At 46.1% G+C, this 16,922-nt stretch carries 12 protein-coding genes and 3 pseudogenes; all 15 read left to right on the top strand.

The annotated features are described in order from the left end of the window. Positions 1-46: 46 nt before the first annotated feature. The 15 genes and pseudogenes from PPM_RS28580 to PPM_RS12820 all read left to right on the top strand — a co-directional run bounded on the left by PPM_RS28580 (position 47) and on the right by PPM_RS12820 (position 16,805). A pseudogene (locus tag PPM_RS28580) lies at positions 47-958 on the top strand (GRP family sugar transporter). Between the two features lie 103 nt (positions 959-1,061). Then, complete coding sequence (locus PPM_RS12875) at positions 1,062-2,117, top strand: LacI family DNA-binding transcriptional regulator (RefSeq protein ID WP_014599791.1); 1,056 nt, start codon at positions 1,062-1,064, stop codon at positions 2,115-2,117. 52 nt (positions 2,118-2,169) lie between these two features. Next, positions 2,170-3,342 carry a Gfo/Idh/MocA family protein gene (locus PPM_RS12870; RefSeq protein WP_013371326.1) on the top strand — a complete coding sequence of 391 codons (1,173 nt, stop codon included), beginning with the start codon at positions 2,170-2,172 and terminating at the stop codon, positions 3,340-3,342. A gap of 36 nt (positions 3,343-3,378) precedes the next feature. Further along, positions 3,379-4,107 carry a ThuA domain-containing protein gene (locus PPM_RS12865; protein WP_013371325.1) on the top strand — a complete coding sequence of 243 codons (729 nt, stop codon included), beginning with the start codon at positions 3,379-3,381 and terminating at the stop codon, positions 4,105-4,107. Positions 4,108-4,182: 75 nt separating this feature from the next. Further along, the gene (locus PPM_RS12860) at positions 4,183-5,289 is read left to right on the top strand and encodes a Gfo/Idh/MocA family protein (protein WP_013371324.1); all 1,107 of its coding nucleotides are present in this window, start codon (positions 4,183-4,185) and stop codon (positions 5,287-5,289) included. A gap of 451 nt (positions 5,290-5,740) precedes the next feature. Beyond that, on the top strand, positions 5,741-6,112 hold the full coding sequence (locus PPM_RS12855) for a hypothetical protein (RefSeq protein ID WP_014599790.1): 372 nt from the start codon (positions 5,741-5,743) through the stop codon (positions 6,110-6,112). A 58-nt stretch (positions 6,113-6,170) separates the two neighbouring features. After that, entirely contained in the window at positions 6,171-7,352 is a 1,182-nt protein-coding gene (locus PPM_RS12850) for a DUF4272 domain-containing protein (RefSeq protein WP_013371322.1), read from the top strand. A 275-nt stretch (positions 7,353-7,627) separates the two neighbouring features. Next, positions 7,628-7,909: pseudogene (locus tag PPM_RS12845) on the top strand (family 43 glycosylhydrolase); the annotation flags it as partial. Between the two features lie 482 nt (positions 7,910-8,391). Beyond that, positions 8,392-10,800 (top strand): cellulase family glycosylhydrolase, encoded by a 2,409-nt coding sequence (locus tag PPM_RS12840; protein ID WP_013371319.1) that lies wholly within the window; start codon positions 8,392-8,394, stop codon positions 10,798-10,800. A 128-nt stretch (positions 10,801-10,928) separates the two neighbouring features. Then, positions 10,929-11,127, top strand: a pseudogene (locus tag PPM_RS30085) (hypothetical protein); the annotation flags it as partial. A gap of 123 nt (positions 11,128-11,250) precedes the next feature. Continuing rightward, the gene (locus tag PPM_RS12835; protein ID WP_013371316.1) at positions 11,251-11,700 is read left to right on the top strand and encodes an RrF2 family transcriptional regulator; all 450 of its coding nucleotides are present in this window, start codon (positions 11,251-11,253) and stop codon (positions 11,698-11,700) included. 273 nt (positions 11,701-11,973) lie between these two features. Continuing rightward, a complete protein-coding gene (locus tag PPM_RS12830; protein ID WP_013371315.1) occupies positions 11,974-12,633 on the top strand; it encodes a nitroreductase family protein in 660 nt (219 codons plus the stop codon). Positions 12,634-12,735: 102 nt separating this feature from the next. Continuing rightward, positions 12,736-12,846, top strand: a complete 111-nt coding sequence (locus PPM_RS30080) for a DUF6254 family protein (RefSeq protein ID WP_014599788.1) — start codon at positions 12,736-12,738, stop codon at positions 12,844-12,846. A 373-nt stretch (positions 12,847-13,219) separates the two neighbouring features. Further along, positions 13,220-14,749 (top strand): right-handed parallel beta-helix repeat-containing protein, encoded by a 1,530-nt coding sequence (locus tag PPM_RS12825; protein ID WP_013371314.1) that lies wholly within the window; start codon positions 13,220-13,222, stop codon positions 14,747-14,749. 553 nt (positions 14,750-15,302) lie between these two features. Further along, positions 15,303-16,805, top strand: a complete 1,503-nt coding sequence (locus PPM_RS12820) for an alpha/beta hydrolase family protein (protein WP_013371313.1) — start codon at positions 15,303-15,305, stop codon at positions 16,803-16,805. Positions 16,806-16,922: the final 117 nt, after the last annotated feature.

The following is a 16,922-nucleotide window of genomic DNA, read 5'->3' as shown; positions in this document are numbered from 1 at the left end:
GAAAGCGGTTTTCTTTGCTATCGTAAAATTATTGGTTTTTTCCTGCATGGTATTTTTAACGATTGTAGGAAGAATACTTTTTACGGGAGGAGAACCGCACGTGGATTTCATAACTACCTTTATTCCAGCTGTCGGCTGGGGAGTCATGCCGATATTGGCGTATATGACTAAAGCCAGTCCCCGAGAACAGCTGACAGGTACCGTTATTGGTGCTGTGCTGTTTGCCCTGTGCGTGTATATCAATCATCCAGCCTCATTAGCACCGATTTCTTTCGTGGTAAGTTTTATATCCGGTATTTTCTGGGCTGCTGGACAATTACTCCATTTTCGATCTTTCCAAAAAGTAAGCGTATCCATCGCCATTCCTGTAATTTGCGGTCTACAGTTGATAGGGACGACGTTATTTGCCGCACTTATCTTGGGTGAATAGATAACAGGTTACCAATATGGGATGGGTGTTGGTTCTCTTCTGTGTATTTTAGCGGGAGTTCTATTGACCAGCTATCAGGGCAAGTCTGCTGGGCTGTCTAAGCCTATGCCGTTACGAATTATCATGATGCTGGTTTGCTCCGGGTTAGCGTTAAGCAGTTATGTAGTTATCAATCAGTACTTTAATATATCTGGGCTGTCCGTCATTCTGCCGCAATCGCTCGGGATGTTATACTCGGCCCTGGTCATAAATTTGAAAGGCAAACATCGGCTACGCTTCTCTCCAGTGCTTCGCAATTTGTTTACAGGATTGGTTTGGAGCATTGCTAATCTAGCACTATTTATTTCCAACGGTCTGATCGGCATGGCGGCTAGTTTTCCGATCTCTCAAGCGAGCATTGCAATTGCTTGTGTCGGCAGCATTTTAATATTTAAGGAAAAGAAAAGTCTTTATGAATGGTTAGCTATACTTGTGGGAATTACGGTGCTGATGATAGGAGTAGGAATGATTAGCCTGCTTAAGCCCTAGAGAGAATTTGTGGAGAAAAAAGCCTATATATCAATAGGGCACGCTTTTCGGGATTGACAGAGGTATAGCAGCATGAGAAAATGTACGCGCGTACATAAAATGATTGGAGGTGGGCAATATCGTTTCGCGCAAGGAAGTAGCAGAACTCGCTGGCGTGTCTGAAGCGACGGTGTCTCGGGTATTGAACGCGACCGGTCCTATCAAGGAAGATACGCGGAAACGGGTCCTGGACGTTGCCAATCAACTTGGATATGTTCCCAGTGCATTGGCCCGCAACTTTGCCCGAAGCAAAAGCGGCCATCTTGGTGTGGTTATGCCTTATGTCCCGAAGGCGCACCTGTTCTCTGCTTATTTTTTCTCCGAGATGCTGAGCGGTATCGGTAACAAGGCCAGAGACAGCGGGCTCGATCTACTACTATTATTCCGAAAACCGGGCGAACGGATGGACTACAGCAGTCTTTTCCGTCAGCAAAAGGTCGACAGTTGTATCATCCTTGGAGCAAGGGATGAGCACGATGAGGTGGAGGCTCTGAAGAGACTTCAGCAAGAGGGGCGACCGTTCTGTGTCATGAATCACCATTTTGAAGGGCAGTCGTTCTGTGAAGTGGATGCAGACCATGTAGAAGGAAGCCGGGCGGCTGTAAGTCATCTCATTGAGCAGGGATGCAAGCGGATAGCCTTTCTCAACGGTCCGGATATCTATTCCAACAGTACTGAGCGATTGAAGGGTTATCTCATCGCGCTTCAGGAGGCTGGTATTGAATATGACCATGAGCTGATTCTGGAAGGTAATTACAGTCGTCGAAGCGGGCTCGAAGCGTCGGCTACAATCGCAGACAAATTAGATGATATTGATGCCGTATTTGCGGCGAACGACCGGATGGCCCTCGGTGTAATGCAGGGTCTCCGTGAGCGCGGGCTGGCAGTTGAGCGGTTTCCAGCGTTTGTAGGCTATGATGACTCGGATGCAGCTGAGATGGCTGTTCCGCCACTAAGCAGTGTCCGTGTTCCATTTTATGAGATGGGGGAACTTGCAGCCTCGAAGCTTATACCCGATTCTCAGGATCTCACTCCGGCTCTGGAACTGACTGGGTGCGACTTAATCAGAGAACTCCTGTCCACAGAGCTGATTATTAGGGCGTCATCCATTCGTCAATAACATCATTCATCAATAATTCGTTGAAACTCATACCCATAAGGAGGATCACGACATGTCTAACCGTCTTCGTATTGGAATGGTTGGCTACAAATTTATGGGCAAGGCTCACAGCAACGCTTACCGTAGTCTACCCATGTTTTTCCCGGATGCCCCGCTGCAACCAGAGATGTCCGTTATCTGTGGACGTAACGAGCAGGGGGTTCAGGCAGCTGCCCGCCAGTTCGGCTGGAGCGAAAGTGTTACGAATTGGCGTGATCTAGTGAAACGTAGCGATATTGATCTTGTTGACATTAACGCCCCGAGTAATGCCCATAGGGAAATTGTCATTGAGGCTGCCCTCCATGGCAAGCATCTGTTTTGTGAGAAGCCGCTTGCGCTTTCATTGGCGGATTCCCGTGACATGCTGCAAGCAGCAGAGAAAGCAGGGGTCAACCATATGATTGGCTTCAACTACCGCTTTTCTCCGGCTGTCCAGCTGGCGAAGCAGCTCGTCGAAAGCGGTCGCCTGGGCAAGATTTATCATTTTCGCGCCTTTTTCCTTCAAGACTGGATTATGGACCCGTCCTTTCCGCTGGTATGGCGGTTGCAAAAAGAAGTGGCCGGTTCTGGCTCTCATGGTGATCTTGGCGCCCATTTGATTGATCTCGCTCGGTTTCTGGTCGGCGAGTTTCACGAAGTCATCGGCATGAGCGAGACGTTCATCAAACAGCGTCCGCTGGCTACGGAGATGAGCGGATTGAGCTCCAAAAGGAGTACCGAGGCCAATGCACCGATGGGAGAAGTGACGGTTGATGATGCCACGTTGTTCCTAGCACGCTTTGCTGGAGGTGCGCTGGGCAGCTTTGAGGCCACACGCTTTGCAGCCGGACATCGGAGCACAAATTCATTCGAAATCAACGGTAGTCTGGGCAGTGTACGGTTTGACTTTGAGCGAATGAATGAGCTGGAAGTGTATTTCACACAGGATGAGGAAGGTGTTCAAGGCTTCCGCCGCGTGCTCGCCACCGATCCGGCACACAAGTATTCCGAAGCCTGGTGGCCTGCAGGACATACAATTGGATTCGAGCATACCTTCACCCACGAGATGCTAGAGATGTTGAGTGCTATCTCCGAAGGACGGCAACCTTCACCAAACTTTCATGACGGGGTCGCTTGCCAGGCCGTGCTTGAAGCAGTAGAACGATCTATAAAGGAACGCCGTTGGGTATCCATTGAAGAAATGTAGGTTAACAACACATTCCGAAAGGTGAGTGGATTACAGATGCGCAAGGCACTGATTGTATGGGGTGGATGGAACGGACATGAACCGGAGCAGGTGGCGGCCATTTTTGAACGCATTCTGAAGGAAGAAGGGTTTGAGGTGGAGGTGTCCAGTACCCTTGAAGCGTATCAGGATGCGGAGAAACTGCTTGGCCTGGACCTGATCGTTCCCATGTGGACCATGGGACAGATTGAGCAGGAACTGATCAATAATGTCTCAGCAGCGGTTCAAAGCGGCGTAGGTCTGGCAGGCTGTCACGGTGGCATGTGTGATGCCTTTCGAAACAACGTGGACTGGCAATTCATGACAGGTGGGCAATGGGTTGCACATCCCGGCAATGATGGGGTGGAGTACATGGTAAACATAAAGCGTGGATCGAGCCCGCTGTTGGACCATATTGAGGATTTTCAGGTCATAAGCGAGCAGTACTACCTCCATGTAGACCCTGCGGTTGAGGTGCTGGCAACCACACGCTTCCCGGTCGTTCCGGGACCTCATTCGGCCAATGGGCCAGTGGATATGCCCGTTGTATGGACAAAGCGGTGGGGAAACGGCCGCGTGTTCTACAATTCGCTAGGTCATCACGCAGATATCATAGAAATTCCTCAAGTGACCGAGATGATGCGCAGCGGATTCCTGTGGACTGCGGCAGGCAAACAGGCTGCGACCAGCCGAGGTAGCTCGCTGGCAGAGGCATACACGGGTATGGCAGACAACCAGCAACAGTAGCGTGAACAGGATAGTATCCGATGTAATAAAAGAATGCCATTATCCATTTTTTCTGAAGGAGAAGGGAGTCCAGGCATGAAAAAAATGAAAGTGGGCATTATCGGTTGCGGTAAAATTAGCGGAATTTATATGGAAAATTGCCATCGTTTCGACATTCTGGAGCTGTTCGCAGTAGCGGATCTGGACCAAAGTCGGGCAGAGGAGCAGGCGATAGCGTTCAACGTTCCGAACGTATATTCGGTAGATGAGATTTTGGCTGATCCGCAGATCGAACTCATCATTAATTTGACCATTCCGGCCGTTCACGCCGAGGTGTGTCTCAGAGCTCTTGAGGCTGGCAAGCATGTCTATGTGGAGAAGCCACTTGCCGTCACTCGTAAGCAGGGCCAGGCTGTCTTGGATCTTGCTCATCAAAAGGGACTACTTGTTGGCTGCGCACCGGAGACCTTCTTCGGCTCCGGTATACAGACATCATTGAAGTTGATTGAAGACGGAGTCATTGGGAATCCGGTTGCTGCTACGGCTTTCATGATGAGCCGTGGACATGAACATTGGCATCCCGATCCTGAATTTTATTATGCAGACGGCGGTGGCCCGATGTTTGATATGGGCCCTTATTATTTGACAGCTCTGGTGCAATTGCTGGGACCGATTGCCACCATTTCGGGCATGACCAGCAAGGCGATGGATCAGCGAACGATTACGAGCGAGAAAAAGAGAGGCCAGACTATCCCAGTCGATATTCCGACCCATGTGGCTGGATTGTTGCGCTTCAAGCAGGGAGCTGTCGGTACGCTGATTACCAGCTTTGACATTTTTGGAGGTAGCACTCTGCCACCGATCGAGGTGTATGGTACGCATGGCACGTTGCAGGTACCTGACCCGAACACATTCGGAGGGCCAGTTCGCTTCAGGCTGCTAGGCGAGCACAATTGGACAGAGGTACCGCTGCTGCCAGGTTACCAGGAAAATACACGGGGTATCGGAGTTGCTGATATGGCCTATGCTATCCGCAACGGACGACCTCACCGCGCCAGCGGGGAACTGGCCTACCATGTGCTGGAAGCGATGTGGGCGTTCCATGATTCTTCCGATCAGCAGACCTTTTATACGATGCAGAGTACATGTCAGCGCCCGGCGGCTTTACCGGAAAACCTACCCTTATATACGTTAGATGTATAAAACAAGTACCAGCCTGAAGCTGACCTGCAGCATACAAGAATTATAAGACTGGAGGGGCTGTCCCAAAAGTCGGTCTGGGGATTTGCGCATTCTGATTTGATATTAATTACTATAAAAAAGAAGGCTCCAGCTCTGCTTTGACTGCGGCTTTGGAGTCTTCTTAGTTAAATTTTGAAACATCATGCTACATAATTTTGCGCCTTGAACAAGATCTTAATGCTATAAAAATAACATCACTACTGCGAGGAATGCGCTAGAATGGACCTTTTAACTTGATTAGTTCTATAGTGTCGTTCTAATATAAAAGAAACATCAGCTTGACATCTATGTACTCTTAATACTACGGTGATGTGAATGTATTTTTAAATTTTCAAAAATAATAGATTTATAGATTGCTAAATTGTGAGCGAAAAATATTAGACCAATTGCAATTTTTGAAGAGGGTGAAAATATGTGTAGATATGCAATGTACGGTCCATACAAAGATATCTTTGCCTGCTTTGCTTGTAGGAAGGTATATAAGCAAACATCCCGCTTTGAGATTCCAAAGGAAGAATATGAGGGGATTGTCCATGTCTGTCCGCAATGCCAGACGCCCATGCATGACATGGGGCATGATTTTCAGGCCCCGAAGCAAACGGATATCAAGCAGTGGAAAAAGGTAGAGCTTTTGTACCAAAACGGATACTCTTACCATTCCTGCGGATGTGACGGTCCTGGGTACAGACCTTCCCGGCTACAAGATGTTCCTGGATTCCTGAAGGAACAGCGAAGGTTTGAGAATGAGGGAGAGGCATTACTGCATCGGCTTTTGCAGAGTTAATTGAATCGAGCAAGTAACAAACATGGACTATTCGTAGTGTTGCCATAAGGAGGTCATCATGAGAAATTGTGCGCTATACAGCTCCACCTTTGATCTGGATCAGGTTGAGAGACTATTAGAGTCGATTTATCCCAATAACAAGATACACGTGAATGAAAGCAAAACTAGAGTTGAGGTCAAAAGCAAGGGCTGGTTTAATAAGAAAGTCAAAGGCTTTAACATAATGACCAGCAAAACGAATCCGGAGGAGTTTGCCTCCATGCTTAACGGAATGATAAATTTTTTCAGTCAGATTCCTGCTGAAAACGAACAGTTGCAGCAAAAGTTGCTGATCAAGATGAGTACGCTAAATATGGTGATTGGTGTGGAGACCGAGGAGGATATATCTGAAGCCTTTTTTGCCGAATTACTTGATATCATAAATTCGTTGGACGGGCTGATGTTCTGGGGTGGCGGTAATTTGCTTGCACCTGATGGAAGTCTGTTATTAGATGTCAATGGGCGTTCGGAAGTGGAAGATTATACAGTTACTGCTCATGTCAGTTATTTGCACGGAGAGGACCCAATTAGCGAATCCGGGATGGAGCGGAAGCTGCGGTCGGAAAAGAAATTGGTCGATCAAGGCTTTACGCAAATGCCGCCGATCCCAGGCAGGCTAGGAGATGAAGCCGCAGACAGCATCCGTTCTCTCAAGGAAGTGGCTGGCCGTGCCGTTGCTTTGTGTATTGTAGCACTGAAAGGCGAGTGTATCGGTGCGGGCGAAAGCAAGGATGATACGAAACGGATGATAAATCAAGTGACTGATCAGTATGGCGCGGACCGTTTCTTTTCACCGGAAGAGAAGAGGTTCTTATCCAATGATGATGTCGATGAGTCGGAGGGCATCCAGTTCTCCTGGCGTTATGAAGGCTTTTGGACTCTGTTATGGGCTTTGGGCCATCTTGAGAAGCTAGGTGACCCAACTGGGATTTGCGACGTGCCGTTGTCTGTTTCAAAGCTGCAGCAATTCGACTCATTTGAGGCTTTTCTGTCAAGCTCAAGACTGCGCAGCAGCAAGGAAATTTTAGATGAAGCGGATTTAATTTGTCGTTACGATTGGATGTGTGTGGATAGCCGCATTCATAAACAGCCAGCCCCTGGAAATCTGGATGATGGTGTAGTGTATGAACGTCATCGTGTGCTTAAATGGCTCACCAGTTACATGGGACAGGATTGGGATGATGTGCGCACAGATACATAATAGGAAGTCTAGAAACATCAATCCTCTACCAAATAGGTAGAGGATTGTTTGGTGTGGGGCACTTTACTTAAAATTCATGACGTTGACCGTAAATTCGCAATTCACTGATCTCAACATCGTACTTTGCGGCTCAATCATGGCCAGCTTGAAGAAGCGGAAAGGAGTGTTTTTATATTCATCCCTCACGTAGTAGACGCAGATAGCATTTTTACAAAGTTGAGGCTTCCATCCGGCAAAGCGATGTTTAGAAGATCTAATCTTTCTACTGGCAGGCGGGTCATGGGACGCTGGTCGAAACGCAGCATGGGGAATGGTATATGGCCCATATATGTACTCGGCTTTTTCCTGGTACTTCTTTAATGAATCCACTCGGCAGGGAAACAGCGATTCAGAAGTGTATATGGACTGAAGACGGCTGGCTGCGCCTGAGTCATGGCGGCAAGTTACCGACTCTGGAGACAGAAGCTCCGAACTTGCCGATCCATCTTTTTCCAGCCGAAGAACCTAGAGACCACTTCATCATCAATCCATCATTTACGGCGATTATTTTTTCATAGAGGCTATATTCAAGCTCAAGGGTAGCGATTTATATTTCTGTTAAACAAGATTACAATCTTGAGAATAACGAGTTGAATCGACAATTATACAAATATAAAAATACTAGACAAGACAACTGCTGGGAGAAAGTTGTCTTGTTTTGCACTTTTAGGACCCATGCTATGGAGTTAGGAAAACAGATTTTAAAACTTTTTAATCATCAAGGAATAGTACTGGAAAACAAAAATATATATGCTTTAGGTCGCTTTGATAAAATCTCATCACTGGGAATGATACAGAAAATCTATTAAAGCGAAATAATTGCAGTTGTAAAAGAAAGCGGTTACTTTAGGGTTGTTCTACGTTTGTTTGTTTTGGTCCCAATTATGATCGGAAAGGAGAAGACTTTACCGTGCCTCAGGGATGGAGAATGGAATTGAAATCTATGAGAATGCAGGGGTAACCAATTAGCTATTTATGATGGTAAATAGGAGGCTTGGGAATGAAAAAAACCATAACATGCTTGATTTTGTTTGGACTGCTGATGAGTATGTTGCCGTTCAAAAATGTGAGCGCTTTCGAAAATGCTAGGCTTACCCAATCGGCAACCGCAAGCTCCGTCGAAGATTCAAGTAAAGCGGCTGATTTTGCGATTGATGGTGACCCGCAAACTAGATGGTCCTCACAATATTCAGATCCGCAGTGGATAAGTGTAGATCTTGGTAGCACCACCAAAATCAATGGCGTTACGCTCAACTGGGAAGCCGCTTATGCGAAGTCCTACCAAGTTCAGACATCGACGGATGATGATCATTGGACTACCGTCTATTCCACCACGACTGGAGATGGAGGAATCGATAAGATATCTTTCGAAGTAACAGACGCTAGATATGTAAAAATGAACGGTATCGAAAGAGCTACCAGCTACGGATATTCCCTTTGGGAATTTGAAGTGCATTCAGCTGATGAACCGGAGGATAACTCACCTCCAACAGCTCCCTCCAACCTGACTAGTTCCTCGGTATCAGATACAACAGTAAGCTTGCAGTGGACGGAATCTACAGATAATGTAGGTGTTTCCAGCTACGACATCTACAAAGGATCAGACCTCGTAGGATCCAGTGCGTCGACATCCTTCATCGTTACCGGTCTAACAGCCAACATGGCGTACAGCTTTTATGTGAAAGCCAGAGATACCGCAGGTAATGTGTCAGATGCAAGCAATGTGATTGATGTTACCACCAGCGCAGCTGACACAAATATTGTCTCAGGTGAAACTTATAAACTAACGGCACAGCATAGCGGAAAAAATCTGGAAGCAGGAGACTCAACTGCCGATGGAGCGAAGGTGCAGCAGTGGACGAACAACGGTAGCGCTCGGCAAAGATGGAAAGTCATTGACGTTGGCGATGGATATTATAAATTGATTGTGCAATCCAGCGGTAAAGCATTAACAGTGGTCGGAGGCTCTTCAGAAGATGGGGCTAGTGTACAGCAATGGACAGACAGCGATTTAACTAATCAAAAATGGAAAATGATTGACGTCGGCGGTGGATATTATAAGCTGCTTGTACAATCTAGCGGTAAAGCGCTGGATGTAATCGGAGGTTATACTAATGACGGGGCAAATGTGCAGCAATGGACGGATAACGGAAATGATCAGCAGAAATGGAAGTTTACGCTTGTTGACTCAACCCCTGATACAACGGCACCAACAGCACCAGCAAACCTGAAAAGCTACTCCAAAACAAACACTTCGGTAAGCCTTGTATGGACAGCATCAACAGACGATGTCGATGTCACCAGCTATGATGTGTATAATGGAACAACTTTGGTCGATTCAACCCCCACGACAAGTTATACGGTGACAGGGCTTAGCGCCAATACAACATACAGCTTCACTGTCAAAGCCAGGGATGCAGCAGGAAATATTTCAACAGCAAGCAATGTCCTAAAGGTTACGACGAATTCTACAACGGAGAATACAGGTTTTTATATTAATGGAACAACGCTTTACGATGCCAAGGGGAATCCGTTTGTTATGAGGGGAATCAATCACGCTTATACCTGGTATAAGGGGCAAGAGTCTGTAGCGATCCCTGCCATTGCAAAAACGGGAGCGAACACCATCAGAATCGTACTGTCGGATGGTCAGCAATGGACAAAAGATGATCTGTCTGCGATACAAAATTTAATCACTTTATCAGAGCAGAACAAATTGGTCGTTGTTCTAGAAGTACATGATGGCACAGGGTCTGACAGCGCTACTGTATTGGATAATATTACTAATTACTGGATTGAAATGAAAAGTGCACTCATTGGAAAAGAAAGCACCGTCATCCTCAATATCGCGAACGAATGGTATGGAACTTGGGATGGCGGAGGCTGGGCGCAAGGTTATAAGTCTGTTATACCTAAGCTCAGAAATGCTGGCATCAAAAACACAATCATTGTTGATGGTGCAGGATGGGGACAGTATCCGCAATCTATTTTTGACTACGGAAAAGAAGTCTTTAATGCAGATCCGCTTAAAAATACGATGTTCTCCATTCATATGTACGAATATGCCGGAGGTAATGCCGCCACAGTAAAGAGCAATATGGATAATGTACTGAATAAAAACCTAGCTCTGCTGATTGGAGAATTCGGCATTAAGCATACGAGCGGTGATGTGGATGAGGCTACCATTATGAGTTACGCTGAGCAAAAGGGAGTCGGTTATCTTGCATGGTCTTGGAAAGGAAACAGTCCGGGTCTTGATTATCTGGATATGACTACTGACTGGCAAGGATCAAGCTTAACGGAACAAGGTCGTATTATCATTGAAGGTCCCAATGGTATTAGGGCGACATCAAAGTTAAGCTCGGTTTATAGCGATTCATCCAACAAACAGTCATCCAGTAAACCATGAGTATTTAACGTTAGTCAACAATGTTCAGTACGAAAACAAGCTTTTTCTGTACACAAAGCCGCCAAGTTGGCGGTTTTTTTTGTTGCATGAGCTGCCAGCTTACAAACAATAAAAGAATAATAAACAAGACAGTCTTTAACCAAGCAATTGACTTCTATAAGCTTTGTTTTGAGGCATTTGGGAACACGGATCAAGCCGATCATCGCAGGGCAAGTCGCCAATATGGGAGCAGACATTAAGTTACAAATGGAAAGCTTGACTACAAATCAATTGCGTGAAGCCGCAGATCATGTGTTAAGCTTTCCATCTTTCAAAGAAGCTGTTGCACAGAAGTCAATACCATATTTAAATATATAAATTGGATGTAAGCTCGTCTATTGCAGCATATTAGGGAATTCGGTACAATTTACTCATACTACTTAAGAGTAAGCTGGAAGGAGAGAGTAAAGGTTGAAGCAGGAGTATTGTACACCGACTCAGCACCCAAAGTGGTTTGGACTGGCTGTTCAAGCGCTTGTTATATTGTCGCAGGAGGACAAAAGCATAGCTTGTCCAAGTATTGAACTCGCCAAATATCTTCAGTCGGAGCCTTCTTTGCTGCGCCGCATACTTTCCGTTCTCGCCAAGGAAGGGCTTATCGGAACCCGGGAAGGCCGTGACGGCGGGTACCACCTTAGGAAACCGGCAGAGTCTATACGGCTAGTTGATGTGTACGATGTATTCCGTTCAGACAGCAGGCTTTCCTTTGGTATTACCGAGACAGCTGGCACGCATCCGCTCGGTAAATGTATGAAATCTACGCTTGAGGATATTACCCAAGAAATGGACGATAGCATACGTGGAGTATTAAGCAAGTACACGATTGCTGATCTCGCCAATCAACTGGAAGCCAAGCTTTAGATGAACCTGGAAAAAAGACGGTTGACAGCGGCTTGCTTAGATTTTATACTGTGCAATATAAACAACAGTTAAACGCAAGCCGCGCGCAACGTTAATTTTTAAGGTTATACTGTGTGATAATGAACACAGTTATACCTGTGCGCATAAGCGGAAATATTGTTGGAATTTTTTCAAGGCACTTCGTTTTAATAGATTTCAAACTTTGACTAATCGCTTAGTCTGGATTTAACTGTGCTGAATAAAAAACAGTATTTATTTAAAGGAGGATTCATAATGTCAACTTCAACTCATACTGGTCAGAGCTCCGCCTTGTTCGCCGATGTCATCCGCGAGCGCCGCTCTGTGCGTCATTACGACAAATCGGTTCGTCTGTCTCACGAGGAGATTAAGGATCTTCTGAAAGAAGCGACGCTTGCGCCTTCTTCGAGTAACGTTCAGCCCTGGCGCTTCTTGGTTATTGAGACAGAGGAATTGAAAGCAAAACTGCAGCCAATCGCCTACAATCAATCCCAGGTTACTGAGGCTGCAGCGGTGATCGTTGTGCTTGGTGATACGGAAGGATATAAGAAGCTCGATGAAGTTTTCGGCGAAGCAGTAAAACACGGCTATATAGCAGAAGATACCGCCAAATCGTTCGTGGAAAGATCGATTCATACGTATGCTTCATTGCCAGAGGAAACACTTCATAAAGTCATTCATATTGATGGTGGTATTGTATCCCAGCAGCTTATGCTGGTTGCACGTGCTCACGGCTACGATACCGTCGCGATGGGCGGCTATAATGCGGCCGAGCTTAAGCAATCGTTCGGTATTAGTGACCGATACATTCCAATCATGCTGATTGCGCTCGGTAAAGCGGCACAACCGGGTCATCAGACAACTCGGCTGCCGATAGACGATATCACATTCTTTAACGAGATGCCCGTTAACTAAAAACAAAACCCAACGAATTTAATTTTATGAATGAACAGAGTCGAGAAATGACAACTTAAGGAAGTAGTATATATTCACAATTTCCAAAGGAGGATATCTGTTATGGCTCACCAGAAGAGAAGGAAAGAAGCTGCATGGAAGTCACGAAAGCAAGAACAGCATCCCCATGGTAAAATCAAATCGCTCAAGGAATTGTCCAGCGAACAAGATTGAGGAGTATACTACTTGGAAGAGAAGGGCTGTCGATGAAATTTATCGGCAGTCTTCTCATGGTGTGTTATCATAATGGCCCTTCATACAGGCAACATCCAACAGTTTTATTTCAGAGTGTTCAGTGTTATTGGAGACATTGAGTTAGCCGTTCAACCCTGAAAATATACATAATATTTTCAGGGTTGCTTTTATTTAGTTTTCTTTGTCAAGGCGAAGAATTACTGCAATTCACCAATGCGTGTGGGCGCTATCGACTCTTGCACGGAAAGCCTGGCCCATGGACGGTAGAGGAGGTTCTTCGCTTGCAAGAAGCCGTAAAGTGATGATAACGTTAGTTTGACGAAAGCTGAATTAGGATGGGAGTTGAAATTTCTTGAAGAAATTCGGTAAAATTTTGCTTATAGGTTTAAGCTTGGGGTTGGGCCTTGCAATCGGTAATGTGCAGACTCCTGCCGCCTCTGCCGCTGGTACCGAATATTATGTGGCGACAAGTGGTAGCGATTCCAACGCGGGAACAAGCGACGCGCCGTGGAAAACGCTCCAGCATGCGGCCGACACAGTCCCTCCGGGCAGCAAGGTCTATGTCCGAGGTGGTGTTTATAAGGAGAAACTGAAAATCACCCGCTCTGGCTCCGCCTCGCAAGGCCCAACCGTGTTCGCAAGCTATGGCACGGAAACCGCCATTGTTGACGGTACTGGCCTATCGGTCAGTGGGAACGAAGGGTTAATCGAATTGGCCGATGTCGATTACGTCACCATCCAAGGGTTTGAAATCCGCAATTTTACCACTGCTTCCAAGAACGCAGTGCCTACAGGCATTTACGTTCACGGTGCAGGGGGTTTCATTAATCTGTCTGATAACAAAATCCACGACATCAAAAACACGGCCACCCCAACTGGAAAAGACCGGCTAGGCCGGGACGCTCACGGCATCGCTGTTTATGGCACGAAAGCTCCTGCATCGATTCACAACCTTACAATCAACGGCAATGAACTATACAATCTCGTGCTCGGCTCCAGCGAATCGCTTGTTTTAAACGGGAATGTGAACGGCTTTGCAGTGACCAGCAACCTCATTCACGATAACGACAACATTGGAATCGATCTGATCGGCTTTGAAGGAACCGCGCCGACTACTGCTTACGATCAGGTGCGGAACGGGGTGGTAAAAGGCAATCGAGTGTACAATAATTCGGTTCGAAATAACCCATCCTACAAGAGTGATGACAACTCGGCCGGCGGCATTTATGTGGATGGGGGCAAGGACAACATTATCGAGCAGAATTACAGCTATAACAATGACATCGGCGTCGAAATTGCCTCCGAGCATGCCGGCAAAACCACCAGCAATATTACGGTCCGCAGTAACGTGATATATAACAACCGGTTAACTGGCATCGCTATGGGCGGCTACGATGACGAGCGTGGCTCAACGGTAAACAGCAAGATCGTGAACAATACGCTGTACAAGAACGATACATTGGACGACGGAAGCGGCCAGCTTTTGGTTCAGTATGATACACGAAACAACGTGATCAAGAACAATATTTTCGTAGCCAGTTCGACTGATGTGTTGATCTACAATGGATATACTCAAAATTCGGGCAATGTTGTTGATTATAATTTATATTTTGCACCTGGTGGCAGTTCGGGGGCCAACTGGACCTGGAAAGATAAAGAATATACAGGATTCCCCACGTACAAATCGGGAACGGGCAACGATGCGCATTCTCTGTTTGCCGATCCTAAATTCGTGAATGCCACGAATGGCGACTTCCGTTTGCAGTCTTCGTCACTAGCGATCGATTCCGGATCAACGGATAACGCCATCATCGGAACCGAGGATATCGACGGGGAACCCCGTGTGAAAGGGAAAGCCGTGAATATCGGTGCAGATGAGTGAAGCAAAGCTAGAGTTTTTGTCGGGTTATGCAAAATCTGATCCTCTTGGAGTCCTGTGCGTGCTGATACTCCGTTGATGCAAGTGACGGATTGAGGCGACTCAAATGAATAGCTGATTTATTCCAAAAGCCCTCTAGATGCGAGGGCTTTTGTCTTTATATATAGCATTCACAATTTGTGTATTTGCAATTTCCGTAGATCTTGATACACCATAATTGATAATGATAATTATTTTCATTTAATTAGAGGGTCACATTATGATCACCGATTGCTTGTTGCTATGGAGAGGCATTCTAGGCGCAACATTATTTTTCTATAGAGAAAGGTTGATAGCATTGACTGCAAATAAACAATTAGACCGCTTCAGCTCGATACCCGTATTTCTCCATATATGATTGAATGATTGAACTTACTGTTTTTACGAGTCCTCCAATACCGCAAGATCGAATTACAAAATTGTAAGGTAGATGTAAGGCAAATCGATAGCTTATGCCAGCCTGGCAGGATAAGATTGGAACAAACAAAAATAGAAATTTTTTAAAAGGAGAATCGAGATGAGGCTGTTTGAACTGTTGCTATTATTGTCAAACATCGGCTTGTTTTCATTAACCTTCCTATTAAAAAAAGGACGGCGTAGAATTCCAGTATTCGTTACAAGCGGGATTGCCACACTTTTACTGGTCATTCATTGGACGGTGGAAGGATACAGAATTCAGCTATTTTTCCCATATTGCATAACGATCATTTTTTTAGCCATTTCAGGTTATAGCTATTTTAAAAAAAACGGCCCCAAAAAAATCCCACGATTCATGTTGGGTTTAGCTTATACTGCTATAGCAATAATGCTAGTCGTAACAGCGGGCCTCATGTATGCTTTTCCTGTATTTAAACTACCTGAACCGACAGGCGAATTTAAGGTAGGAACGCAAACTTTTCATTTCGTGGATACAAATAGGGAAGAGATTTTCGACGAATCCAGAGAGGGTAAGAGAGAATTGATGGTTCAGGTCTGGTATCCGGCTCAAGCTAGCACTGGCAAGTATGCTCCCTTTATTCCCGACACCCAGATTTTACGTTATATGGCCGCGAACTATGGTCTTCCCGGGTTTACGTTTCAACACCTGAGGTACGTATCCAGTCATACTTATTCGGGGGCCGAAGTTTCTTCGGCACAGACTTCATACCCGCTGATCCTTGCGAATCCCGGCAACGGCTCTTCCAGGTTCCTCCACACGTCGCAAGCCGAAAATCTCGCGAGTCATGGATATATCGTGGCAGTGATCGACCACACCTACAATACATTTGCAACTGAGTTTCCGGATGGTCGAATCACGACCAGCACAACCAACGACTTATTCTCGCCCGACCATGATTACCAGACGAGTAGAGGAAATCGCGACAAGTTGGGAAAAGTTTTAACCGGCGATGTGGCGTTTGCGCTGGACCAATTCGAGCTCATCCAATCGGGGCAGATTCCAAGCCATCTAAAAGGGAGGATTGATCTCGGTCATGTCGGGGTGTTCGGTCATTCCATCGGCGGAGCGACGGCCTATGACGCTTCTTACGATCCGCGAATCGCGGTTGGAGTAGACTTAGATGGAGGGCTTTATCGACTGCGTGACAGAGAGGGTCTGCGAAAGCCGTTTTTGTTCATCAACTCGGAAAGCTATTTCGAAAAATTAAAAATGGTGATGGATAACCGGGTCTACACGGATGCAGAGCTTAACCGTATGGGATCTACAAGAGAGTGGGAGGACCAAGTAACGGAAGATAAAAAGTTGGAGCTTGAACGGATGCGCGAAACGGTCGACGAAGGGGGACAAGTCCTCTATATCGAAAATACGGAGCATTTGAATTTTGCCGACGTACAATTCATTTCTCCGATTTTCAAAATGCTGGGCATTACAGGAAAGATTGCGCCCGAAAGAGCGAACTCCGTTATCAATGCCTATATGCTGGATTTCTTCGATAGGTATCTGAAAAATCAAGGCGGAATCTTAATGAAAGGACCGGATAGCCGCTTTCCGGAGGTGAAGTTCGTAACCTCGCTATTATAAATTACGGAACAGGCTACCGATTTTGATATACTCCCCTTCAAGTAGACAGGTTTAATAAATAAACCGCTAATTGAAGGGGAATTTTTCTTTGTCTAAGAAGAACAAATACAATGCCAT

It is taken from the genome of Paenibacillus polymyxa M1 (genome assembly GCF_000237325.1).
Classification (GTDB): Bacteria; Bacillota; Bacilli; order Paenibacillales; family Paenibacillaceae; genus Paenibacillus; species Paenibacillus polymyxa_C.
This window is presented reverse-complemented; position numbering and strand designations above follow the sequence as displayed.

Bases quoted from the DNA above. Each gene is read 5' to 3' on its own strand.
- PPM_RS12850 (WP_013371322.1), top strand. From the start codon at position 6,171: ATGAGAAATTGTGCGCTATACAGCTCCACCTTTGATCTGGATCAGGTT.
- PPM_RS30080 (WP_014599788.1), top strand. From the start codon at position 12,736: ATGGCTCACCAGAAGAGAAGGAAAGAAGCTGCATGGAAGTCACGAAAG.
- PPM_RS12860 (WP_013371324.1), top strand. From the start codon at position 4,183: ATGAAAAAAATGAAAGTGGGCATTATCGGTTGCGGTAAAATTAGCGGA.
- PPM_RS12855 (WP_014599790.1), top strand. From the start codon at position 5,741: ATGTGTAGATATGCAATGTACGGTCCATACAAAGATATCTTTGCCTGC.
- PPM_RS12830 (WP_013371315.1), top strand. From the start codon at position 11,974: ATGTCAACTTCAACTCATACTGGTCAGAGCTCCGCCTTGTTCGCCGAT.
- PPM_RS12870 (WP_013371326.1), top strand. From the start codon at position 2,170: ATGTCTAACCGTCTTCGTATTGGAATGGTTGGCTACAAATTTATGGGC.
- PPM_RS12820 (WP_013371313.1), top strand. From the start codon at position 15,303: ATGAGGCTGTTTGAACTGTTGCTATTATTGTCAAACATCGGCTTGTTT.
- PPM_RS12840 (WP_013371319.1), top strand. From the start codon at position 8,392: ATGAAAAAAACCATAACATGCTTGATTTTGTTTGGACTGCTGATGAGT.
- PPM_RS12865 (WP_013371325.1), top strand. From the start codon at position 3,379: ATGCGCAAGGCACTGATTGTATGGGGTGGATGGAACGGACATGAACCG.